This is a genomic window from Plantibacter elymi (nom. nud.) (assembly GCF_900177795.1).
In the GTDB taxonomy this organism is placed as follows: domain Bacteria; phylum Actinomycetota; class Actinomycetes; order Actinomycetales; family Microbacteriaceae; genus Plantibacter; species Plantibacter elymi.
This window is the reverse complement of record NZ_FXWJ01000002.1, coordinates 1-21,354: the sequence shown is the minus strand read 5'-3', so window position 1 is coordinate 21,354 and position 21,354 is coordinate 1. Positions and strand designations below refer to the sequence as shown.

At 70.7% G+C, this 21,354-nt stretch carries 20 protein-coding genes; 10 read left to right on the top strand and 10 right to left on the bottom strand.

The window, feature by feature from the left end; all coding sequences use genetic code 11:
- The first annotated feature begins 28 nt into the window (after nucleotides 1-28).
- From CCK91_RS05040 to CCK91_RS05020, 5 genes are all read left to right on the top strand, one after another.
- Entirely contained in the window at nucleotides 29-997 is a 969-nt protein-coding gene (locus CCK91_RS05040) for an ABC transporter permease (protein WP_086473199.1), read from the top strand.
- A complete protein-coding gene (locus tag CCK91_RS05035) occupies nucleotides 994-1,860 on the top strand; it encodes an ABC transporter permease (RefSeq protein WP_086473198.1) in 867 nt (288 codons plus the stop codon). Before CCK91_RS05040 ends, CCK91_RS05035 begins: the two co-directional genes overlap by 4 nt.
- A complete protein-coding gene (locus tag CCK91_RS05030; RefSeq protein WP_086473197.1) occupies nucleotides 1,857-2,678 on the top strand; it encodes an ATP-binding cassette domain-containing protein in 822 nt (273 codons plus the stop codon). Before CCK91_RS05035 ends, CCK91_RS05030 begins: the two co-directional genes overlap by 4 nt.
- On the top strand, nucleotides 2,675-3,457 hold the full coding sequence (locus tag CCK91_RS05025; protein ID WP_086473196.1) for an ABC transporter ATP-binding protein: 783 nt from the start codon (nucleotides 2,675-2,677) through the stop codon (nucleotides 3,455-3,457). The genes CCK91_RS05030 and CCK91_RS05025 overlap by 4 nt, the downstream gene beginning before the upstream one ends.
- A 115-nt stretch (nucleotides 3,458-3,572) precedes the next feature.
- Nucleotides 3,573-5,075 carry an MFS transporter gene (locus tag CCK91_RS05020; protein WP_242664392.1) on the top strand — a complete coding sequence of 501 codons (1,503 nt, stop codon included), beginning with the start codon at nucleotides 3,573-3,575 and terminating at the stop codon, nucleotides 5,073-5,075.
- A 7-nt stretch (nucleotides 5,076-5,082) separates the two neighbouring features.
- On the opposite strand, the gene CCK91_RS05015 is transcribed toward CCK91_RS05020, so the two are convergent.
- The 3 genes from CCK91_RS05015 to ku all read right to left on the bottom strand — a co-directional run bounded on the left by CCK91_RS05015 (nucleotide 5,083) and on the right by ku (nucleotide 8,868).
- Nucleotides 5,083-7,266 (bottom strand): RecQ family ATP-dependent DNA helicase, encoded by a 2,184-nt coding sequence (locus CCK91_RS05015; RefSeq protein ID WP_086473195.1) that lies wholly within the window; start codon nucleotides 7,264-7,266, stop codon nucleotides 5,083-5,085.
- Nucleotides 7,267-7,357: 91 nt separating this feature from the next.
- On the bottom strand, nucleotides 7,358-7,840 hold the full coding sequence (locus tag CCK91_RS05010; protein ID WP_369821872.1) for a VOC family protein: 483 nt from the start codon (nucleotides 7,838-7,840) through the stop codon (nucleotides 7,358-7,360).
- 32 nt (nucleotides 7,841-7,872) lie between these two features.
- The gene (gene ku, locus CCK91_RS05005) at nucleotides 7,873-8,868 is read right to left on the bottom strand and encodes a non-homologous end joining protein Ku (RefSeq protein ID WP_086473194.1); all 996 of its coding nucleotides are present in this window, start codon (nucleotides 8,866-8,868) and stop codon (nucleotides 7,873-7,875) included.
- A 111-nt stretch (nucleotides 8,869-8,979) separates the two neighbouring features.
- Here ku and CCK91_RS05000 point away from each other — a divergent pair, with 111 nt between their 5' ends.
- On the top strand, nucleotides 8,980-11,421 hold the full coding sequence (locus CCK91_RS05000; protein WP_086473193.1) for an ATP-dependent DNA ligase: 2,442 nt from the start codon (nucleotides 8,980-8,982) through the stop codon (nucleotides 11,419-11,421).
- 27 nt (nucleotides 11,422-11,448) lie between these two features.
- Here CCK91_RS05000 and CCK91_RS04995 read toward each other — a convergent pair whose 3' ends face one another.
- Nucleotides 11,449-12,183, bottom strand: a complete 735-nt coding sequence (locus tag CCK91_RS04995) for a response regulator transcription factor (protein WP_086473192.1) — start codon at nucleotides 12,181-12,183, stop codon at nucleotides 11,449-11,451.
- A 104-nt stretch (nucleotides 12,184-12,287) separates the two neighbouring features.
- Between CCK91_RS04995 and CCK91_RS04990 the strand changes: the two genes are divergently transcribed.
- On the top strand, nucleotides 12,288-13,502 hold the full coding sequence (locus CCK91_RS04990) for a sensor histidine kinase (protein ID WP_086473191.1): 1,215 nt from the start codon (nucleotides 12,288-12,290) through the stop codon (nucleotides 13,500-13,502).
- Nucleotides 13,503-13,508: 6 nt separating this feature from the next.
- On the opposite strand, the gene CCK91_RS04985 is transcribed toward CCK91_RS04990, so the two are convergent.
- A complete protein-coding gene (locus CCK91_RS04985) occupies nucleotides 13,509-14,558 on the bottom strand; it encodes an LLM class flavin-dependent oxidoreductase (RefSeq protein ID WP_086473190.1) in 1,050 nt (349 codons plus the stop codon).
- 197 nt (nucleotides 14,559-14,755) lie between these two features.
- Between CCK91_RS04985 and CCK91_RS04980 the strand changes: the two genes are divergently transcribed.
- Nucleotides 14,756-15,217: a DUF3817 domain-containing protein gene (locus tag CCK91_RS04980; protein ID WP_086473189.1), complete on the top strand. Its 462-nt coding sequence runs from the start codon at nucleotides 14,756-14,758 to the stop codon at nucleotides 15,215-15,217.
- Between the two features lie 42 nt (nucleotides 15,218-15,259).
- On the opposite strand, the gene CCK91_RS04975 is transcribed toward CCK91_RS04980, so the two are convergent.
- A complete protein-coding gene (locus CCK91_RS04975) occupies nucleotides 15,260-16,033 on the bottom strand; it encodes an alpha/beta hydrolase (protein ID WP_086473188.1) in 774 nt (257 codons plus the stop codon).
- 159 nt (nucleotides 16,034-16,192) lie between these two features.
- Here CCK91_RS04975 and CCK91_RS04970 point away from each other — a divergent pair, with 159 nt between their 5' ends.
- The gene (locus tag CCK91_RS04970) at nucleotides 16,193-17,191 is read left to right on the top strand and encodes an NAD(+)/NADH kinase (RefSeq protein WP_234993980.1); all 999 of its coding nucleotides are present in this window, start codon (nucleotides 16,193-16,195) and stop codon (nucleotides 17,189-17,191) included.
- Between the two features lie 43 nt (nucleotides 17,192-17,234).
- Here the strand turns inward: CCK91_RS04970 and CCK91_RS04965 are convergent, their stop codons facing one another.
- Nucleotides 17,235-18,074 (bottom strand): siderophore-interacting protein, encoded by an 840-nt coding sequence (locus CCK91_RS04965; protein ID WP_086473187.1) that lies wholly within the window; start codon nucleotides 18,072-18,074, stop codon nucleotides 17,235-17,237.
- A gap of 67 nt (nucleotides 18,075-18,141) precedes the next feature.
- Between CCK91_RS04965 and CCK91_RS04960 the strand changes: the two genes are divergently transcribed.
- Nucleotides 18,142-18,540, top strand: a complete 399-nt coding sequence (locus tag CCK91_RS04960; RefSeq protein WP_086473186.1) for a hypothetical protein — start codon at nucleotides 18,142-18,144, stop codon at nucleotides 18,538-18,540.
- A 66-nt stretch (nucleotides 18,541-18,606) separates the two neighbouring features.
- Here CCK91_RS04960 and CCK91_RS04955 read toward each other — a convergent pair whose 3' ends face one another.
- The 3 genes from CCK91_RS04955 to CCK91_RS04945 form a co-directional block, all read right to left on the bottom strand.
- On the bottom strand, nucleotides 18,607-19,122 hold the full coding sequence (locus CCK91_RS04955) for a CarD family transcriptional regulator (RefSeq protein ID WP_064296128.1): 516 nt from the start codon (nucleotides 19,120-19,122) through the stop codon (nucleotides 18,607-18,609).
- Between the two features lie 65 nt (nucleotides 19,123-19,187).
- Complete coding sequence (locus CCK91_RS04950) at nucleotides 19,188-19,913, bottom strand: TetR/AcrR family transcriptional regulator (RefSeq protein ID WP_086473185.1); 726 nt, start codon at nucleotides 19,911-19,913, stop codon at nucleotides 19,188-19,190.
- Between the two features lie 431 nt (nucleotides 19,914-20,344).
- The coding region (locus CCK91_RS04945; RefSeq protein ID WP_086473184.1) for an HNH endonuclease signature motif containing protein at nucleotides 20,345-21,354 on the bottom strand (1,010 nt) is incomplete at its 5' end.

Genomic DNA, 21,354 nt, shown 5'->3' with positions numbered 1-21,354 from the left:
CCCGGGCCTCGCTACGCTGAGGTCCACCATGCTCGCTTACCTGCTGCGCCGATCCGCGTTCCTCGTGGTGTCGTTCCTCGTCGCCATGACCGTGCTGTTCGTGCTGCTCCGGCTGCTGCCGGGCGACCCGTCGAACGCCCTGCTCTCGGTGAACGCCACGCAGGAGCAGATCGACGCGGCGCGCGAGCAGGTGGGAGCCGACCGGCCGCTCGGCGAGCAGTTCGCCGCCTGGTTCGGCGGCGTCCTCACCTTCGACCTCGGTTCCTCGTTCGTGAGCTCACTCCCGGTCGGACCTGAGATCGCGTCGCGCCTCCAGGTCACCGTGCCGCTGACGCTCCTCGCGTTCCTCCTCGCCGTGGTGCTCGCCCTCGTGGCCGGTGTCGTGTCCGCACTCCGGGCCGACCGCTGGTACGGGATCGCGTTGTCCGGCCTCTCGCAGCTCGGGATCGCCGTTCCGGTGTTCTGGGTCGGCATCCTGCTCGTCAGCGTGTTCGCGGTGACGCTCCGGCTGTTCCCGTCCGGCGGCTTCCCGCGCGACGACTGGGCAGATCCTGCCGCGGCACTCACGAGCCTCGCCCTCCCGGTCATCACCATCGCCATCGTCATGAGTGCGTCCATCACCCGATACGTCCGTTCCGCCACGCTCGACGTGGTCGGCAGCGACTATCTGCGCTCCGCACGGGCGCAGGGAGCCGGCTTCGGCGAGGCCCTGCTCCGACACGGCGCCCGAAACGCCGCGGTGCCCGTCGTGGCGATCCTCGGCATCGAGCTCGCCACCACCTTCCTCGGCGCCGTCGTCGTCGAGAGCGTCTTCAGCCTGCCCGGCCTCGGGTCGATGCTCCTGACGGCGATCCAGCAGCACGACTACCCGAACATCCAGGGCATCCTCCTCGTCTCGACCCTCGTCGTCCTCCTGACGGGCTTCGTCGCCGACATCGCCCAGCGGCTCATCGATCCGCGTCTGCGCACCTCGATCTCGGGGAACGGGCTCCGATGAGCGCCGTCGACGCTCAGACCGCGCTCGCCGACCGGCGCCCGGTCCGGCGCCGCGCCCGGTCCGCGACGCTGACCGTCGGACTCGTCCTCGTCGGCGTCATCGCCGTCCTGGCGGCCGTCTCGCTCGTGTGGTTGCCCTTCGCCCCCACGGACACCTCCGGCGGTCGTCTCGAAGGCCCGACCGGCACCCACTGGCTCGGTACGGACAAGCTCGGTCGCGACCTGATGACCCAGCTCATGATCGGCGCGCGCATCGCGCTCGCGACCGGCGCCGGGGCCGTCGCGGTCGGGGCGGTCATCGGCATCGCCGTGGGACTCGCCGCGGCCTTCGCGTCGGCCTGGCTGGACGACACGATCTCCGCCGCGCTCGACGTCGTGATCGCCTTCCCGGTGCTCCTGCTCGCCATGCTCATCGTGGCAGCCCAGGGAGCGTCACTCGGCACCGCGATCATCGCGATCGGACTCGCCATGTCGGCCATCGTGGCCCGCCTGACCCGGATCCTCACCAAGCGGGTCCTCGGCGAGCAGTACGTGGTGGCGGCCAGGACCGCCGGGACGAGCTGGGCCGGTGTCATCGGCCAGCACGTGCTCCCGAACATCTGGCCCACCCTGAGCGTCAACCTCGCACTGCAGTTCGGCATCGCCGTCCTCGCCGAAGCGAGCCTGTCGTACCTCGGCCTCGGCGCGCCACCGCCGAACGCCTCCTGGGGGCGCCTGCTCCAGGAGGCTCAGGCCACCGTCACGACGGCACCGGTCGGCGCGATCGCTCCGGGTGTCGCCGTGGTGATGCTCGTGGTGGGCGTGAACTTCATCGCGGACGGCCTGCGGGACCTCGGCGATCCGACCAGGAGGCGCGGCGCATGAGTGATCTCCTCGACATCTCCGGCCTGACCATCACGCGAGGCGTCCGGCGCGGTGCTCCCGACGGCGCAGACCGGCCGCTCCTCGACGGACTGGACCTGACGATCGCCGCCGGGGGTCGCCTCGGCCTCATCGGTGGTTCCGGGTCCGGCAAGTCCTTGACCTCCCTCGCGGTGATCGGACTGCTCGGCGAACAGCTGAGCGCGAGCGGCAGCGTCGAACTGGCCGGCACCCAGGTGATCGGTGCCCCCGACCGCGCGCTGCGGCCGCTCCGCGGTCGGGTCGCCGGACTCGTCTTCCAGGAGCCGCTGACCGCACTCGACCCGCTCATGCGGGTCGGCGCCCAACTCGCCGAGCCCCTGCGTCGCCACCTGGGACTCCGGGGCGAACGGCTCGAGGAGGCCGTCGAAGCAGCCCTCCTCGAGGTGTCCCTCACCGACACTGCGCGCATCGCCGCTTCCTATCCCCATGAGCTGTCCGGCGGACAGCGGCAGCGCATCGCGATCGCCATCGCGCTCGCCGGTCGCCCGCAGCTCCTGATCGCGGACGAGCCGACGACGGCACTCGACGTGACCGTCCAGGCGGAGGTGCTCGCGCTCATCGACCGGCTCGTCCGGGAACGCGGCATGGCGCTCCTGTTCATCAGTCACGACCTCGCCGTCGTGTCGACCATGGTCGACGAGGTCGTCGTGCTGAGCGAGGGTCGCGCGGTCGAGCGCGGCCCGGTGACGCAGGTGCTGACGGCGCCGCAGCACGAGGACACCCGTCGCCTGGTCGCCAGCGCACGCGCGCTCGACGATGCGCTGGAGGACCCACGATGACCGATGCACCGATCACGACGACGCCGATCCTCGAGCTGGATGCGGTCGGTTTCCGGTACCGCGGCGGTCAGGAGGCCCTGGACGACGTGTCGCTGGCCGTCGGCGCAGGAGAGGCCGTCGGGATCGTCGGTCAGTCCGGCGCCGGTAAGAGCACCCTCCTCCGGCTGCTGCTCGGCCTGGACCGGCCGACCACGGGCTCGGTCCGGTTCGACGGCAGCGCTCTGGACCCCCGCGACCGGACACGGGTCCGTCGGTTCCGCGCATCGGTGCAGGCCGTCTTCCAGGATCCGTACTCCTCGCTCGATCCGCGGCAGCGCATCGGGCGCATCGTGGCCGAACCGCTGCGATCCCTCCGTCTGGCGACCACCGAGCAGGCGGCCGTCCGCGCGTCCGAGGCGCTCGAGGCGGTGGGACTGCCCGCCGACGCGGCGTCGCGGTTCCCGCACGAGTTCTCGGGCGGCCAGCGGCAGCGGATCGCCATCGCCCGCGCGATCGTCCCCAATCCCAGACTCCTCCTCGCCGACGAGCCCGTGAGCGCTCTCGACATGAGCACCCGGATCCAGATCATCGAGCTCCTCGCCGAGCTACGGGCCTCGAACGGTCTGGCGCTCGTCATGGTCTCGCACGATCTCGGCACGGTCGCAGCGCTGTGTGAACGCACGATGGTCCTCCGACACGGGCAGGTCGTCGAGGCCGGCGCCACCGCGCAGATCCTCCACGATCCCGCCGAGGCGTACACGAAGCAGCTCATCGCGGCGATCCCCCGCCTCCCGCGCTGATTCGACGACGAGGCCGGACGACATCGGCCCGGCCGAGCCGGGAATACCGCACCGACGGACGGTGTTCGACTCCGAGTGGCCTCGGCCGCATCGACTCTCCACAGGAACAGGACCCGTGACGCAGGATTCAGCGCAGCCCGACGACCACGACGAGGACCAGCCTGGGGCCGAGCGCCCCTGGCTCAGCGACGAGGAGCGGGCGGCACTCCGCAAGCCGCTTCCGGAGCGGGCGGTCGTCACGAGCCTCGCGTTCACCGGTCTCGTCGCGGCGTTCATGATGACGCTCGTCACCCCACTCGTGCCGACGCTCCCCACGATCCTCGGCGTGCACGCCTCCGACAGCATGTGGGTCGTGACGGCCACGCTCCTGTCGGCCGCGGTCGCGACCCCGATCGCCGGTCGGCTCGGCGACCTCTACGGCAAACGACGGATGGTGCTCGTCCTGCTCGGGATCATGATGGCCGGATCGGTGCTCGCCGCCTTCTCGTCCACGATCGTCCCGCTCATCGTCGCCCGGGCCCTCCAGGGGATGGCGATGGGCGTGATCCCGCTCGGCATCAGCATCCTGCGCGACGTGCTCCATGCGAAGCGGCTCGGCCCCGCGGTCGCGCTCGTGAGTGCCACCCTCGGCATCGGTGGTGCCGTCGGTCTCCCGATCTCCGCCGTGATCTCGCAGTACCTGGACTGGCATGTGCTGTTCTGGGTCGCGGGTGCCCTCGGGCTCATCGGCTTCGTCCTCGTCGCACGCTTCGTCCCGGTGAGCACCCTCCGGAGCGAAGGCGGTTTCGACTGGATCGGCGCGATCGGTCTCGCCGCCGGCCTCGTCCCCATCCTCCTCGCCGTCTCGAAGGGCAACGAGTGGGGTTGGACGAGCGTCGGGACGCTCAGCTGCTTGATCGGCGGCGTCGTCGTGCTCCTGCTCTGGGGGTGGTTCGAGGTACGGTCCGCCAGTCCGCTCGTCGACCTGCGGATCGCCGCCAGACGGACGGTGCTCTTCACGAACCTCGCATCCATCACGGTCGGTTTCGCGTTCTTCGGGAGCACGGTCGTCCTCCCGGGCATCCTCGAGGCGCCGGTCGGCACCGGGGTCGGTCTCGGGCAGAACATGCTCATCGCGAGCCTCTGCCTCATGCCCAGCGGTCTGATCATGTGGGCGATGTCACCGGTCGCCGCGCGGCTGACCGCAGCCAAGGGCGCCCGGTTGAGCCTGCTGATCGGCATCGCGATCATCGCGGTCGGGTACGCGATCGCGATCGGACTCATGACCGAGGTCTGGCACACCGTGCTCACGGCCACCGCGGTCGGCTTCGGGGTGGGGTTCGCCTACGCCGCCATGCCGACGCTCATCATGGGTGCCGTCCCGCCCAGCGAGACGGCGGCGTCCAACGGACTCAACTCCGTCATGCGGACGCTCGGTTCCACGATCGCGAGTGCGGTGATCGGCGCCATCCTGGCCTCCCAGGTCGTCACCGACGGCGCTGTCACGACACCCAGCGCGGACGCCTTCCGCCTGAGCTTCGCGATCTGCGCTGCAGCAGCCGTCGTCGGACTCGTCTGCACGATCCTGCTGCCGCGGCACCTGGCCAAGGACACCCGCTCCAGCCTCCACGAGGGCTGACGGGCGATCAGCCGACGATCCCGAGCGCGAACGGGAGGACCGGGCCGGATCCGGCGCGGCGGAGCGCGCGACCGGCGACGGTGAGCGTCCACCGACTGTCGGCCCGGTCGTCGACGAGCAGGACCGGTGCGCCCTCCAACGCTGCGAGCTGCGCCCGGAGCTCGGCTCCGACGGTGAAGGCGTCCCAGACGCCCGCCAGGCGGTAGGCGCTGTTGCCGCCGGGACCACCGCGCGGACCGTCACCGACGAGGTCGAGCTCCCCGAGGTACGGCAGTCGCCCGAGCGACGCGATGCCCCTCGCCACGGAGTCGACGAGCTGCGGACGCGACCGTGACGGCACACTGACCACGGCGGCCGGTCGTTGCGTCCACGGCCAATCCGCCAGGACGCGGACGCTCGCGTCGATGACCGCGCGGGAGGCGGGAGCGTCGGGTGCGCCCGCGGCGAAGAGCTCACGCAGCACACCGCCCCAGCCGAGGTCGGTGAGCCGAGCGAGCGCGCGCCCGGCCTCGAGGCGGTCCTCGAGCGCGATGCGTCCCTTCACCGCTGAGCCGTCGGCGGTGACGCCGAGGCGGTCGGCTCCCGTGGGCCACTGCGCCCGCGGTTCGAGCTCGACGCCGACCCGACCGAGCGCCTCCGACGCGGAGGCGGCCGCCGCACTGTCGAGTTCGGTGGGGAACCACGGCCCTGCGCACCGGTCGCACCGGCCACAGGGCACCGCGCTCGCGTCGTCGAGCTCCCGTTGCAGCACGAGCATCCGGCACTCGTCGCCCCGCTCGTAGGCCAGCATCGCCTGTTGCTCCGCCACCCTGGCCTCGGCGATCCGCCGGTACCGCTCCCGGTCGTAGACCCACGGCTGCCCGGTCGACACCCATCCCCCGGCCACCCGCTGCACCGCGCCGTCGACGTCGAGCACCTTGAGGAGGAGTTCGAGGGGTGTGCGACGCAGGTTGACGAGCGCCTCGAGCGCGGGCGTGGACCGCGGCTGGCTGTCGAGTGCGTCGAGGACCGCGGTGGCCCGCGCTTCGTCCGGCATCGACGCGGTCGCGAAGTACTGCCAGATCTCCTCGTCCTCCGCCCCGGGCAGGAGCAGGACGTCGGCGTGCTCGGTGGCGCGGCCGGCGCGCCCGACCTGCTGGTAGTACGCGACCGGCGAGGACGGCGCGCCGAGATGCACGACGAACCCGAGGTCCGGTTTGTCGAACCCCATGCCGAGCGCGCTCGTCGCGACCAGCGCCTTCAGGCGGTTCTCCTTGAGGAGCCGCTCGGACTCCTCGCGTTCGTCGGGATCGGTCCGGCCGGTGTAGGCCCGGACCTCGTGACCGGCCTCGCGCAGCAGCCGCGCGGTGTCCTCGGCGGCGGACACCGTGAGCGTGTAGATGATGCCGGACCCGGTGAGCCCGCCGAGGTGGCTGAGCAGCCAGGTGAGGCGGTCCCGTGACTCCGGCAGCCGGAGCACGCCGAGCCGGAGGGACGCCCTCGCGAGCGAGCCGCGGATGGTGAGCACTTCGGCTCCGTGGGAGCCTGCGGCGCCGGGTGCGGTGAGCTGCTCGGCGATGTCGCGGACGACGCGTGCGTTGGCCGTCGCGGTGGTCGCCAGGACCGGGACCTCGGCTGGGAGGCGTCCGATCAGTTCGGCGAGCCGCCGGTAGTCGGGTCGGAAGTCGTGTCCCCAGTCGGAGATGCAGTGCGCCTCGTCCACCACCAGCATGCCCGTGCGGGCCACGAGGGTCGGGAGCTGTTCATCGCGGAAGCGTGGATTGTTGAGCCGCTCGGGTGACACGAGCAGGACGTCGACCTCGTCGGCCTCCAGGCGCGCCCGGACGTCGTCCCATTCATGCGCGTTCGCCGAGTTGATCGCCACCGCGCGCACGCCGGCACGCTCGGCGGCCGCCACCTGGTCGCGCATGAGCGCGAGCAACGGCGAGACCAACAGCGTCGGCCCGGCGCCCCGTCGGCGCAGGAGGGCGGTCGCGATGAAGTAGACGGCGGACTTGCCCCACCCGGTGCGCTGGACGACGAGCGCACGACGATGTTCGTCGACGAGCGCGAGGATCGCCTCGAGCTGACCGTCGTGGAACGTGGCCCCCGGAACGCCCGTGAGTGCGGCGAGCGCCGCCGTCGCCTCGGCGACCGATCCGGTGGGGGTTGGTTCGGGGTGGGCGGGGGTGGGCGCGCTGGGGTGGGACATGCGGCAAGTCTGTCAGGAGCTGCTGACGGTGGACTCCGTCGGCGTCTCGGAGGGGCGGTGTCGCGTCGGTTGGTCGGTTGTGGAGGAGCCGCTATCGACCGTCCGCTGCGGCGACGAGTTCGGCGATGACGAGCTTGGTCTGCCCCATCATGCATTGCATGGCTCGTGCCGCGCGCTCCCGGTCGGGGTCGTTCTGCAGTTCGGCGAGGATGCCGGGCACGATCTGCCAGGACAGTCCCCAGCGGTCTTTGAGCCAGCCGCATTGGCTCGGGGCGCCGCCGTCGGCGATGAGGGCGTCCCAGAGCCGGTCGATCTCGTCCTGGGTGTCGGCTCTGACGGAGAAGGAGAACGCCTCGGTGAAGGAGAAGATGGGCCCGGCGTTCATCGCGCTGACGGGGAGTCCTTCGAGCTCGAACTCGACGACCATCGCCTGGCCGGCCGGCATGGGTCCGCCCTCGGGGTAGCGGCTCACCGAGGTGATCCGGGAGTCGGGGAACAGTGACACGTAGAAGGTCGCCGCCTCCTCGGCTTGCGAGTCGTACCAGAGGAACGGGGTGACGCGGTGCTCCATCATGTCGTGCTCCCTCTCAGCCCGGGCGTCGTCGCTCAGGCGCTCTTCTTGCGTTTCGTCGCGGTCGACGGTTTCGACGCCGCGGTCTTGGCGATGGCGGTCTTCGCGCCGCTCGTCTTCGCGGTACCCGTCTTCGCTGTACCCGTCTTCGCGGTACCGGTCTTCGCGGAGCTGCTCGTCGCGGCGGGCTTGGCGGCGCCGGATCGCTTCGTTCCACTCGCCGTCTTCGCGCCGGTCGTGCCGCGCTGCCGTTCGATGCTGCGCTGCAGCACCTCCATGAGGTCGATCGGCTCGGCGCCCGTGTCGTCGTCGGGCTCGGGCTGCTCGCCGAAGGTGGCGGCGGTGTCGAGTGCGTCGCCCTGCTCGAGTTTCGCCTCGATGAGCTTCCGGAGCTGTGCTTGGTATTCATCGACGAACGCATCCGGGCGGAAGCGGGACGAGAAGGACTCGACGAGCGCCTCCGACATCTCGAGTTCCTTGGCGGAGATGCGGACGCGTTCCTCGAGGGCCGGGAACCGCACCTCGCGGACCTCGTCCTCCCAGAGCAGCGTCTGCAGGAGGATGACGTCCTCGCGCACCCGGAGGGCGCCGAGACGCGTCTTCTGGCGGAGGGCGAACCGCACGATGGCCGTGCGGTCGGTCTCCTCGAGCGTCCGCCGGAGGAGGACGTAGGCCTTCGACGAGGAGGAGTCCGGTTCAAGGAAGTAGCTGCGGTCGAACATGATCGGGTCGAGGTCGTCGCTCGGCACGAACTCGACGACCTCGATCTCGCGGCTGCGTTCCTCGGGGAGCGACGCCAGATCGTCGGCGGTGAGGACCACCGTCTGCTCGCCGTCCTGGTACGCCTTGTCGATGTGGTCGTAGCTGACGACCTTCCCGCAGACCTCGCACTTGCGCTGGTACCGGATGCGCCCTCCGTCGGCGTCGTGGACCTGGTGCAACGACAGGTCGTGGTCCTCCGTGGCGCTGTACACCTTCACCGGGACGTTCACCAGGCCGAAGGTGACCGCACCCTTCCAGATCGCGCGCATGACCGCTCCCGTCCGCCGGCGGATCCGCCCGCGCTGTCGTGGTGACCAGTAGACACCCGGAACATCGTCAAGGGCTAGCCCTTGACGCCCCTGGGCGGCAGGCTGAACGCCATGGCGAGGACGAGCGGTGGCGGCGCGCAGACGCAGTGGGTCGACGTCGACGGACGCCGGATCCAACTCACCCATCTCGACAAGGTGCTGTACCCCGAGACCGGCACGACGAAGGCCGAGGTCCTCGCCTACTACGCCGCGGTCTCCGAACACCTCCTCCCGCACCTCGCCGATCGGCCGGTGACCCGGAAACGCTGGGTGCACGGCGTCGGGACGGCTGCGGCGGAGTCGGGGTTCTTCCAGAAGGACCTGGGTGCCTCGGCTCCCGACTGGGTCCAGCGGCTCCCCATCGAGCACAGCGATCACACGAACGAGTACCCGATCGTCGACGATCTCGCGACACTCACGTGGCTGGCGCAACTGGGTGCGCTCGAGCTGCACGTGCCGCAGTGGCGGTTCGACCGATCCGGCGAGCGCCGTCCGCCCGACCGTCTCGTCCTCGACCTCGATCCGGGTGAGGGGGTGTCCCTCGCCGAGTGCGCGGGGGTCGCGGGCCTGGCGCGGGCGGTGTTGGTGGACATGGGGTTGGATCCGGTTCCGCTCACGAGTGGCAGCAAGGGGATCCACCTGTATGCGGCGTTGGACGGCCGGCAGAGTTCCGCGGAGGTGTCGCTCGTGGCGCATGAGCTCGCGCGGGCGCTGGCCGCGGACGAGCCGGGCCTCGTGGTGAGTGAGATGTCGAAGCAGCGGCGGACGGGGAAGGTCTTCGTCGACTGGAGTCAGAACAACGGGTCGAAGACGACGATCGCGCCGTTCTCGCTGCGGGGTCGGTCGCGGCCGACGGTGGCGGCTCCCCGACGGTGGGAGGAGCTCGACGATCCGGGGCTCGCGCAGCTGGAGTTCCCTGCGGTGCTCGAGCGTCTGGCGGACGGCGAGGACCCGTTGCGGGTGCTCGGCGACCCGCGTCCGTCGATCACGATCCGCCCGTCGGACCACGAGGACCGGCTCGTGGAGTATCGACGGAAGCGGGACGCGGAGCGGACGCCCGAGCCCGTCCCGGACGGACCGCCGTCGCCTGCCGCTGCCGGGACACCGCCCTCGTTCGTGATCCAGCGGCACGAAGCCAGGAAGCTCCACCACGACTTCCGACTCGAGCACGACGGTGTGCTGGTGTCGTGGGCCCTGCCGAAGGGGGTGCCGACGGATCCGAGCAGCAACCATCTGGCGGTGCGCACGGAGGACCACCCCATCGAGTACGGCAGTTTCGAGGGCACGATCCCTGCTGGTGAGTACGGGGCCGGTGAGGTGACCATCTGGGACGCGGGCACCTACGAGCTGGAGAAGTGGCGCGACGACGAGGTCATCGGGACCCTGCACGGCCGGGCGGGAGGTGCGCTCGGCGGGCCGATGCGGTTCGCGCTCATCCGGACCGCGGGCGGGACGGGACGGGAGGCGCCGTCGTGGCTCATCCACCGGATGCGCGCCCCGGGGGACCCGCCGGCTCCGCCGGTCGCACGGCCTCGTGGGATCCCCACCCCCATGCTCGCGAGTGTCGCGGCACCCGGCGAGCTGGTCGACGACGGATCGTGGGCGTTCGAGATGAAGTGGGACGGCATCCGTGCGATCGCGAGCGTCGACGGCTCGACGGGGCGGGTGCGGTTGGCGAGCCGGAACGGCAAGGACCTCACGGCGGCGTACCCGGAGGTGGTCGAGGAACTCGCGGGGTCGCTCGCCGGCCGTGCGGTCGTCCTCGACGGCGAGATCGTGGCGTCGGGGCCAGACGGCCGTCCCGACTTCTCCCTGCTGCAGCGTCGGATGCAGCTCACCGCGGAGCGGGACGTCGAACGGGAGCGCCGTCGGACGCCGGTCCGGCTGCTGCTGTTCGACCTGCTCGCGCTGGACGACACGGATCGGACGGAGCTGCCCTACCGTGAGCGTCGCGAGCTGCTCGAGCGGACGGTCGGATCCGGGACCGTCGTCCAGGTGCCGCCGACGATCGACGGCTCGCTCGACGATGCGCTCGAGGTGAGTCGGGGGTTGCGGTTGGAGGGCGTGATGGCGAAGGAGCTCGACGGTCGCTACCGGCCGGGTCGGCGCAGCAGCACCTGGGTCAAGTTCAAGCACGAACGCATGGAGGAGGTCGTCGTGGCCGGCTGGCGGCCCGGTCGGGGCGGGCGCTCGGGTGGGATCGGGTCGCTCCTGCTCGGGGTGCCGGGCCCGGATGGCCTCCTGCACTATGCGGGGCGGGTCGGAAGCGGGTTCAGCGATCGGGAACTTGCGGCGACCGCGCAGCGCTTCGAACGGCTGGGTCGGGCGTCGACGGCCCTCGTGGGTGTCCCGCCGGCCGATGCGGCCGACGCCAACTGGGTGGAACCGGTCCTCATCGGGGAGGTCCGCTTCAGCGAGTGGACACCGGACGGACGGTTCAGGCATCCGGTCTGGCGTGGGTGGCGCCCCGATCGGACGGTGGACGACCTCGAAGCGCCGGACCGCGGACGCTGAGCCCGCGCATCGACCGCGGACGTCCGGTCAGGACAAGCGGCCGGATTCGGCGAGGAGGGCGAGGACGGCCGACACCCGTGGGTTGCTTGAGGTGTCGTGCTCGATCCCGAGTGCGGCGTAGATCGCCGTGAGGTGGTTCTGGACGGACTTCTCCGCGATCCCGAGCCTCGTCGCGATCCCCGTGTTCGAGCGACCGGTGGCGAGCAGCTGCAACACAGCGTACTGCCGATCGGTGAGCGACTCGAGACTCGACCCCGCTCTGGGCCGGGTCCGGTCGATGAGCTCGGGGTCGAGCATCGTCTCCCCGCGCGCGGAGACCCGGATGGCCTCGAGCAGGATCTCGCGCGTGAGTGACGAGGTCTTCGACAGGTAGCTCCACCCGTCGCGGACGTCCGCCGGCATCTCGAGCAGCATGTCCATGAGGTCGTAGGCGGAGAGCAGGACGACACCGAGGCCGGGTTGCGCCCGGCGGAGGGAGACGCCGAGGCTCACCCCGTTGCCGTCGGGGAGCTCGATGTCCATGGTCAGCACGTCCACCGTTCCCGGGAGGAACAGACTGCGGGCCTCGGCGACCGTACCGGCACGCCCGACGAACTCCACGCCTGGCGCCCCGTCGAGCAGCTCGGCGAGCATGCCGCCGAGCAGCGGTTGATCCTCGATCACGCCCACACGCAGCGGCCCGATGGTCGCGGCGTCCGTCGTCGCATCACCGACCGTGGACAGCGCGGCGGGCGAGGGGTCGGAGTGCGACTGGTGGTGCATGTTCCGAGTATCCCGGATCGACCGGGGAACGACCGAGGGGGAAGCTCCCGAGCGACCGCACGTCGATGTCGGCGGTGGTGCGCACGGCAGGTCAGAATGGAGCCATGACCCAGGAGGCCCGGACCGCTCGCGCTGAGCGCTGGAGCGACAGCCGGGCGTTCATCACGGCCAGTGGCGCCATGGCCGCGGTCTTCGGACTCGCGGTGTCCTTTCAGAGCGTCTACATCTACACCTGGGTCGCCCCGGGCGGGACACGTGGCATGCTCGCCGAACGGGTCACCGCCAACCTCGTCTCGTTGAGCGCGGCGATCCTCGTGCTCGCACTCCTGCTGTGGTCGAGGTGGGGGCCGTCGCTCCACGAGTGGTGGCGCCCGAAGGTGCTCGCGGGTGTCCTCCTCGTGGCGATGCTGACGGGGCTGCTGCGCAGCGGACTCCAGCTCCTGCTGGGCGTTTACCGCGACCCGAGCCTGCAGACGGTCCTCGTCGAAGCCGGGACGACGACGCTCGCCCTGGCGGTCTGCGCGACGTTCGGGTTCAGCCTCAGTGCGGCCCGGCGACGCGCCCGCGAGGAGGAGCGCGCGCACGCCGATCAGCGACACCGGGCCGACCTCGCCCTCCAGTCCCTGCAGGGTGAGGAGCTGCGGGTGAAGCGGGAGGTCGCGGAAGGACTGCACGGCACCCTGCAGCAGCACCTCGTCCTCATCAGCGCCCAGCTCGCGTCCGTCACGACAGCACTCGAGCACGGCGGCCCGGACGTCGCGTCGGATGCGGCCAGGACCCTGCGAGCGCTCGGCGAGGAACTCCGCACCGTGCGCGAGCGGGACGTGCGCGAACTCAGCCGGCTCCTGTCACCGCCGCTGCTCGAGGTCGGGATCGCCCCGAGCATCCGCGCGATCCTGCAACGGCTCCCCCCGTCGATCACCACCAGTCTCGACGTCTCTCCGGACTTCCGGCTCCTCGACGACCCGATCGACAACGTCTTCACGACCGCGGAGCGCGCGGTCGTCGTCCGCACGCTCGAGGAGGCCGTGACGAACGCACTGACCCACGGGGCGGCCGACCGACTCCTCGTGGACCTGCGGGTCTCGTCGCCCGCCAGCGAGCGGCGAGGGACGATGGCGGGCACCGTCGAGCTGCGCGTCGTCGACAACGGCTCCGGTCTCCGCGAGGACGCCGAACCGTCCGGCGGCCTGCTGCAGCTGGATCGACGGGCCGGCGCGTTCGGCGGGTCCCTCAGGGTCGGCCCGGCACCCGACGACCAGACCGGCGGCACCGTCCTGACGCTGACGATGCCCTACCGCGCGCCGGCGATCCGCTGAACCGGATCAGGCGGTCGAGGTCTCGGTCAGCAGTTCGCGGACGCGCGGGACGACCGCGGAGCCGTACAGTCCGATGCTGTCCATGAGGTGCTCGTGCGACAGCGAACCGTTGCTGATCTTCAGATCCACGCGGGACAGCCCCAAGCCGTCGACCGCGGTCGCGACCTTCCGTGCGACCGTCTCAGGCGAACCGACGAACAGTGCACCCTCCGGGCCGGCCTCCTGCTCGAAGTGCCCCCGCGTCATCGGGCTCCAGCCCCGCTCGCGGCCGATCCGGTCCATCATCGCCCGGTAATGCGGCCAGAGCTGCTCCTGCGCGAGCTCATCGGTCTCGGCGATGTGAGCAGGCGAGTGCATGCCGACGGGCTGGGTCGGCAGCTGGAACTGCGCGAGTGCGCGGTGGTAGAGGTCGACGAAGGGGGCGAACCGCAGCGGCCCACCGCCGATCACGGCCAGCATCATCGGCAGGCCGTATCGAGCGGTCCGCACGACCGACTCGGGGCTTCCGCCGACACCGACCCACGTCCTCAGCTTCCCGTGCTCCACCCGGGGGTAGACCGACTGCTCCCGGAGCGGCGCGCGCGTCTTGCCCGACCAGGTGACCGGTTCCTGCTCGAGGAGGGCGACGAACAGCTCGAGCTTCTCCTCGAAGAGCTCCTCGTACTGCGACAGCTCGTACCCGAAGAGCGGGAAGGACTCGGTGAAGGATCCGCGGCCCAGGATGGCCTCGGCCCGCCCTCCGGAGATGCCGTCGAGCGTCGCGAAGCGCTGGTAGACCCGAACCGGGTCATCGGAACTCAGCACCGTGACGGCGGAACCGAGATGGATGCGCTCGGTGCGGGCCGCGATCGCCGCCAGCACGACCTCGGGTGACGAGACCGCGAAGTCCTCACGGTGGTGCTCCCCGACCCCGATGAAGTCGAGGCCGACCGCCTCGGCATGGACGCCCTGCTCCACGACGTTGCGCAGGACCTGCGCCTGGGACAGTGGTGCGCCGTCGGCGTCGACCGTGACGTCACCGAAGGTGTCGATGCCGAACTCGAGGGGTGTGGTCATGGGGTTCTCCAACGTCGTGTGGCTCGCCGCGGGCTGTCACGACGATTGTATGTGTTTGCATACATATCGGTGAACCCCGTCACTCCGACGGGTATTCCCGATCCACCCAGGGTGGCAGAACCGGACACCCGCTGGGAGCACCCTCTCAGCCGTCCCTGGCAAGCTGGAAGACCTGCACCCCGAGCCTTGGAGCCCCTGTGTCGCCGCGCCGCCTCTTCCGCCTGATCGCGATCGCCGAGGCGATCACCTGGTCCCTCCTCATCATCGGGATGATCCTCAAGTACGTCACGAAGACGACCGACGTCGGCGTGAGCATCGGTGGCGCGCTGCACGGCTTCGTGTTCCTCGTCTACGGCGCGACGGTCCTGCTCATCGGGATCAACCAACGCTGGCCCATCGGCACGATCCTCGTGGGCCTCGTGAGCGCCGTCGTCCCGTACGCGACCATCCCCTTCGACCTCTGGGCGGACCGCACCGGCCGACTCGACGGGACGTGGCGCCGTGAGGCGGGCGCCGACCCGCGCGACCAGCGCGTGCTCGACCGCCTGACGCGCTGGCTCGTCCGACACCCGATCCTGCTCGTGGTCGTCGGTGGCCTCGTGGTCGTCGCCGTCTTCACGACCCTGCTCGTCGTCGGGCCGCCGGTCCCGAAGGGCTGATCGTCAGTATCCCTGCTGAACACTGGGGCCCACCCCCGACGCTCAGCCGAGCAGCTCGACCAGATCCCGCGTGATCTCGGAGCGGGCCTCATCACTGGAGATCGTCGCCGAGCCGTCACCGGGCTGCACTCCGTAGTCACCGAAGCTCGCGTGGTTCGCCCCCTCGATCTCGATCATCGTCGCGTCAGCGGGCAGCCGGACGCGCGCGTCGGCGACCTTCTCCGGGGTGCTCAGTCCGTCGTCGCTCCCCGCGAGGCTCAGCACCTCCAGGGCCGAGCCGGAGAGGTCGTTCGCGCAGTAACTCCCGAACAGGACGAGACCCGTCACCGCGGGATCCTCCGCGAGCTGGCAGGCGCGCACCCCACCGAGTGAGTGGCCGCCGACGAACCAGGTGTCGACGTCCGGGGCGGCGGCGGTGAACGTCTCCAGCGGCCGTTGGTCGAAGAACGCCAGGTTGAGCGTCGGCTTCGTGATGACCACGGTCACACCGGCCTCCTCGACGACGCCGGACAGCTTGTACAGGTAGGCGTAGGGGTCGACCTTCGCGCCGGGGATGAAGACGAGACCGATACCGGAGGCCGGACGCTCGGCGTCCGCGGTCGGGGCGAGGACCACCGCGTCGCCGACGTCGGTGACGGAGACCGCCGGATCCTCCCACACCGTGAGTGCGGCGGGACGGGTGCCCTGCATGACGATCTGGGTCCAGACGACGAACCCGAGGACGATCACGAGCACCGCGCCGAGGAGTCCGATGAGGATCGGCTTCAGCCGCCCCGCCCGCCGTGGTCGGCCAGGGTGCTCGGTCACATCGCTCATGTCGTTCCTCCACGCTCGGCGCCCCGCGAGGATCACGGCGGACCGGCTCCCTCCAGTATCCCAAACGCTGCCCGGCGCGCGTCGGCCGCGAGGCCCGCCGCTGCCCGCTGGCTGCCGGGTCCCGGTCGCGCTGTCAGGCGATCGGCCTATGCTCGACGGGTGACCACCACTCGCACGAAGCACCCCACCGGGCCGTCGATGACGATCGGCCTCATCACGCACCCGACGAAGAACATCGACGACTCCGTCCGCATCCTCCGCTCATGGCAGCTCGAACACGGCGCGCGCCTCGTCGGACTCCGTGCGGAGGCCAACCGGCTCGGCGACGACGTCGAACTGCTCGACGAGGACGCCTTCGCGTCGTCGGTCGACGTCGCCGTGGCGATGGGCGGCGACGGCACGATGCTCGGGGCGATGCGGCTGCTCGCCGGCCGATCCGCACCGGTGCTCGGCGTCAACTACGGCAACGTCGGCTTCCTCGTGGAGGTCGAACCGGCCGCACTCGCGGAGGCGCTCCAACGGGTCAGCGACAACGAGTTCTCCCTCGAACCGCACCACGGCCTCGAAGTGACGATCACCACCGGCGAGCAGGTCGCCCATCTCCTCGCCTTCAACGACGTGTCCATCGCCCGGCGCCCGGGAACCGGCGTGGTCATGGCCGACCTCGCCGTGGACGGCACCGCCTACGGGTACTTCAAAGCCGATGCGATCGTGATCGCCACCCCGACCGGATCGACGGCCTACAACTACGCGGCCGGCGGGCCGGTGCTCTCCCCCGCCGTCGCCGCCACCGTTGTGACACCGGTCGCCCCGATGTCGGGCATCGACCGATCATTCATCCTTGGGCCGGCGGAGCGTCTGCAGTTCTCGATCGGGACGGCGACCAAGCAGGCCGCCGTCGAGATCGACGGCCAGGTCCTCGCCGATGTCGCGAGCGGCGCGGTCGTGACCGTCCGGCTCGTGCGCGACGCAGCCAACGTCGTCCGTCTCGACCCGAGCCGGCACTCGCGCAAGGGCCGGATGAAACTCAGCCTGCTCGACCTCCCGTTGCGACGCGATCAGCTGCTCGACCTCGTTCCCCCGGACATCCGCGCACGCGTCGAGCGTCCGTCGCGGGTGCGCCGGACGCGGAACAAGCCGGCCGACCCCTCGCACTGAGTCCCGCGCGCGCCCGCAGCGCGGCGCCGGGGCGGGGCGGGCGTCACGAGGTCGGCAGGACGACCCCGATCGGTTCGCGCTTCTCCGCCTGGAAACGGTCCTCCGTGCGTCCGTAGGCCCAGTACCCGGACAGTGAGAGCTGGGAGCGGTCGAGCCCTCGTTGGGTGAGGAACACCTCGCGCAACGCCTTCATCGACTCCCGCTCGCCATGGGCGAAGACCTGCACGCGTCCGTCGGGCCACGGGTGTCCGGTGATGGCGGTCGCCAGGAGCGCGGCCGTCGATTCGTCGCGGGCCGCACGGCCGACCCAGATCAGCTGCACCCCGGACGGGTGGTCGAGGTCGACGAGGTCGTCCCGGCCACCGATCTCGAGGAACGCAAGCCCTTTCGCGTCCGCCGGGAGCGCCTCGAGGGCGGCGGCGATCGCGGGGATCGCCGACTCGTCGCCCGCGAAGAGGTGCCAGTCGGCGGTCGGGTCGGGCCGGTAGGCACCCCCGGGGCCGGCGAGCACGACGCGGTCTCCCGGCTGCGCGGCAGCGGCCCACGGGCCGGCGATCCCCTCGTCGCCGTGCACCACGAAGTCGATGTCGATGGTGCCCGCCGCCTGATCCACGCGTCGCACCGTGTAGGTGCGGGTGACCGGGAGGTCGGCGGGTGCCAGCGTCTCGCGGAGCGCCGCGAGGTCGTACGGCGGCTCGAGGCCGAGTTCGGGCTTGGCGAAGGAGATCTTCACGTAGCTGTCGGTGGCGTCCTTGGGCTGGAAGTCGGCGAAGCCGGGACCGCCGAGGGTGAGGCGCACGAGGTGCGGCGTGACCCAGGAACTGCGGACCACCTCGAGGATGATCTGTGGACGTGGGGCTCGAGGTCGCGGTGTCGTCGTCATGATTGTCTCCATTCTGCCGCCCATCGGACGGTCTCGGCATCCCCGATCCCGCTGTCATACTTGAGGGATGGCTACGACCGCAGGCTGGTACCCGCACCCCGACGACCCGACGAAGGAACTCCACTTCGACGGCGAGACCTGGGGCGACTCGAGGGTGCTGCGGTTCCAGCGGGACAAGCCGTCGCAGGCCGAAGCCGCCGGCTGGTACCCGCACCCGACCGACGAGGAACGCCAGGTCCACTTCGACGGACGAGCTTGGACGGACACACGGGTGCTGCAGCTCAGCGGCGGCGCGTCCGGCGACGGTGGGCAGGCTCCGGTCTACGTGTCGCCCGCCGAACTGCCGGCTCCGGAACGCGAGAGCCGCGCCTGGACGATCACCAAGGCCGCCCTGTCGTTCGGCCCCATCATCGCCATCGCGGTCGTCGGCGTGCTGGCGATCATCAGCGGCAACACCGGGGGCTGAGGCAGCTTCCACGACGACGAAGAGCGCCCCGCCGAACCGGCGGGGCGCTCTTCGTCTGCAGGGGTCCTACTTGGCTGCGACGGCCTCGGGGGTCGCGATCGACGAGGCGAGCACCTCGTCGAGGCCCGCGGACGCCTCTTCATCGGTCATCGACTGCGCGAGCGCGAGTTCGGAGACGAGCACCTGGCGCGCCTTCTGGAGCATGCGCTTCTCGCCGGCCGACACACCGCTGTCCTGGTCGCGACGCCACAGGTCGCGGACGACCTCGCCGACGCGGTGGACGTTGCCACTGGCCATCTTCTCCTGGTTGGCCTTGTATCGACGCGACCAGTTGCCGGGCTCCTCGACGAACGGCTCGCGGAGCACGCCGTAGACGGCCTGGACGCCGTCGTGGTCGATGACGTCGCGCACACCAACGAGGTCGGCGTTCGCGATCGGCAGCTTGATGGTGAGCTCGGACGTGTGCACGCGAAGCGTCATGACGTCCTGCTCGACACCCTTGATCGTCACCTTCGACAACTCGGTGATGGTGACCGCTCCGTGGTGCGGGTAGACCAGGGTCTCTCCAACGATGAACTGCATGGTTCCTCTTCTCTTCTCAGGTCGTCACCGGTACTCGCGCACCGGCGTCGTCGTGCTCCGGCGGCTCAGCGGCCGGATGGTTCGGGGGTCGGTGGGGGCGGCGATGCGCCGACGGGTCGTTCGTCGAGCAGCCAGGCGGGCAGCAAGGCGACCAGGGCATCGACCAGCTCGTCGTCCGAGACGTCGATGCGTCCGCGGCGCCAGCCGTCGACGAGGGAGAGCGTGCCACCGGCGACATAGGCGGAGACCAGGCCCGCCGGGATACCGACCGGGACCTCGGTGCGCTCGAGCAGCGAGCCGATGAGGTGGTCGGCGTGCTCGCCGACGAGGTCGTCGAACGCACCGCGGGCGACGGGGAGCTCGAGCACGCTCGAATAGAGCGGTGCGTCTTCGAGGAGCTGGGCGACGAGGCGTCGGTAGGCTTCGCGGGCGCGCTCGGCGCTGCCCAGCGACTCCCCTGCGGGACGCACCGCGGCGCCGGACGCGGCAAGGCCGGCGAACTGCACCCGCAGGTAGGCCGCGGTGAGGTCGTCGAGGCTGGAGAAGTGGGCGTAGAACGAACTCCGGCTGATGCCGGCGACCCGGACGATGTCGCCGACGGACACGCGCTCCGGTCGACCGGCCAGGATGGTGGCGACGGCGTCGAAGATCGTCTGCCTGGTGCGCTCGGCACGGGGGTCGCCCGTCACTCGGAGGACGGGGGCGAAGCGCTCGACGCGCGACGGCGGAGCGGGACGTTCAGTGGTGGACTGCTCGACACCGAGGGCGGGAACTCCTGATGTGCGAGGCATTCCCACCAGTGTACCACGACTTCTCGGACAGCTGTCCGAGACAGGTGTCGCCTCGGGACCGAGCGTGTCCGGCTGACTCCTTCAGATCACCGAGCTTGTCGACGCGCCAATGGGCAACCCTTCGACAGGCTCAGGGACCGGCGTCTCCCGGGCACACCTCTCCCGCCCACCGAGGCAGCGCCACCCGAGTGCCCTTCGACAGGCTCAGGGTCCGGAACGGTCACGGTGATCTCCTTCCGGTCAGTGAGCTTGTCGAAGCACGGCACGGCTCGAGGACCGAAACGGTGCGGACAGACTGTTCCCGGTCACTGAGCTTGTCGAAGTACGGCACGGCTCGAGGACCGAAACGGTGCGGACAGACTGTTCCCGGTCACTGAGCTTGTCGAAGTGCCCACGAGGAACCCTTCGACAGGCTCAGGGACCGGTGGAGGTCAGAACGGTGCGGGGTCTGGTTCGGTCCGGTGGTGTTTGCCGTCGGGTGTCGTCCAGTCGAGGACCCCGCCCGGCTGGTGGTCGAGGTTCCATCCCGGGAGATGTTTCATGCGATGGTGATGTCGGCAGAGGCAGGCGAGATTGCCGACATCTGTCGCCCCGCCGTCCTCCCATGCGACCGAATGATCGAGGTCGCAGGCCCTGGCGCGCCTGCCGCACCCCGGTGCCCGACAGGTGCCGTCCCGAAGCCGGACCGCGCGTTGGAGGTCGGCCGGGACGCGGTACTGATTCCGCCCGACGGAAAGGACCGCGCCGGTTTCCGGCTGGACAAGGATCCGGGTGAAGCTCGGCGCGTTCACCGCGATGCGGGCGGCGGACTCCGGGTCGATCGGGCCGTAGCCGTTCAGCGTCGCCGGGGCGTCTGAGACGCCGGCCATGGTGAGCGCCGGGACCGTGATCTGCACGGTGGGCTTGATGTGGTCCTGGACCTCGATCGGGTGCGGAAGCACCGGGCTCGACATCACATCTTCCGGAGTCACGCCGGTGAGGGCGAGTGCCGCGAGGGCGTCCGCCTGGAGCTGGGCGCAGGTGCGGGTGTCGCCCGCCTTGCGTGACTCGGCGGCGGCGGCTTCGACCCGCTCGATGAGCCCCTGCGCGATCGGGGCCGTGGTGAACAGGTGCACCCACGCCATGCCGTCGGCCGCGGGCTCGAACTCGACCCGGCGGTCGGCCTCCGAGCGGGTTGCTCGTGCGGTGATCGATTCGGGGTGCAGGCGCTCGCGCAAGACGCGGGCGCGTTGCCGAAGGTACGAAGCGGTCGCGCTCTCCGCGACCGGCAGCACCTGTTCGAGGAACGCCGCCCGCCCAGCAGCAGGGACGTCGCAGAGCTGGTCGGTGATCACCTGCGCATGCCGCGCCGAGATCCGGCCTGCCTCCAGCGACGCCAGCACGGCCGGCGCGTCATTGACGAGACGCTCGGCGTCGTTCGTCGCAAGCTGGACCGTCCGCT

Coding starts and splice junctions, on each gene's coding strand:
- CCK91_RS05040 (WP_086473199.1), top strand. CDS start 29: ATGCTCGCTTACCTGCTGCGCCGATCCGCGTTCCTCGTGGTGTCGTTC.
- CCK91_RS05035 (WP_086473198.1), top strand. CDS start 994: ATGAGCGCCGTCGACGCTCAGACCGCGCTCGCCGACCGGCGCCCGGTC.
- CCK91_RS05030 (WP_086473197.1), top strand. CDS start 1,857: ATGAGTGATCTCCTCGACATCTCCGGCCTGACCATCACGCGAGGCGTC.
- CCK91_RS05025 (WP_086473196.1), top strand. CDS start 2,675: ATGACCGATGCACCGATCACGACGACGCCGATCCTCGAGCTGGATGCG.
- CCK91_RS05015 (WP_086473195.1), bottom strand. CDS start 7,266: ATGTCCCACCCCAGCGCGCCCACCCCCGCCCACCCCGAACCAACCCCC.
- CCK91_RS05010 (WP_369821872.1), bottom strand. CDS start 7,840: ATGATGGAGCACCGCGTCACCCCGTTCCTCTGGTACGACTCGCAAGCC.
- ku (WP_086473194.1), bottom strand. CDS start 8,868: ATGCGCGCGATCTGGAAGGGTGCGGTCACCTTCGGCCTGGTGAACGTC.
- CCK91_RS05000 (WP_086473193.1), top strand. CDS start 8,980: ATGGCGAGGACGAGCGGTGGCGGCGCGCAGACGCAGTGGGTCGACGTC.
- CCK91_RS04995 (WP_086473192.1), bottom strand. CDS start 12,183: ATGCACCACCAGTCGCACTCCGACCCCTCGCCCGCCGCGCTGTCCACG.
- CCK91_RS04990 (WP_086473191.1), top strand. CDS start 12,288: ATGACCCAGGAGGCCCGGACCGCTCGCGCTGAGCGCTGGAGCGACAGC.
- CCK91_RS04985 (WP_086473190.1), bottom strand. CDS start 14,558: ATGACCACACCCCTCGAGTTCGGCATCGACACCTTCGGTGACGTCACG.
- CCK91_RS04975 (WP_086473188.1), bottom strand. CDS start 16,033: ATGAGCGATGTGACCGAGCACCCTGGCCGACCACGGCGGGCGGGGCGG.
- CCK91_RS04965 (WP_086473187.1), bottom strand. CDS start 18,074: ATGACGACGACACCGCGACCTCGAGCCCCACGTCCACAGATCATCCTC.
- CCK91_RS04960 (WP_086473186.1), top strand. CDS start 18,142: ATGGCTACGACCGCAGGCTGGTACCCGCACCCCGACGACCCGACGAAG.
- CCK91_RS04955 (WP_064296128.1), bottom strand. CDS start 19,122: ATGCAGTTCATCGTTGGAGAGACCCTGGTCTACCCGCACCACGGAGCG.
- CCK91_RS04950 (WP_086473185.1), bottom strand. CDS start 19,913: ATGCCTCGCACATCAGGAGTTCCCGCCCTCGGTGTCGAGCAGTCCACC.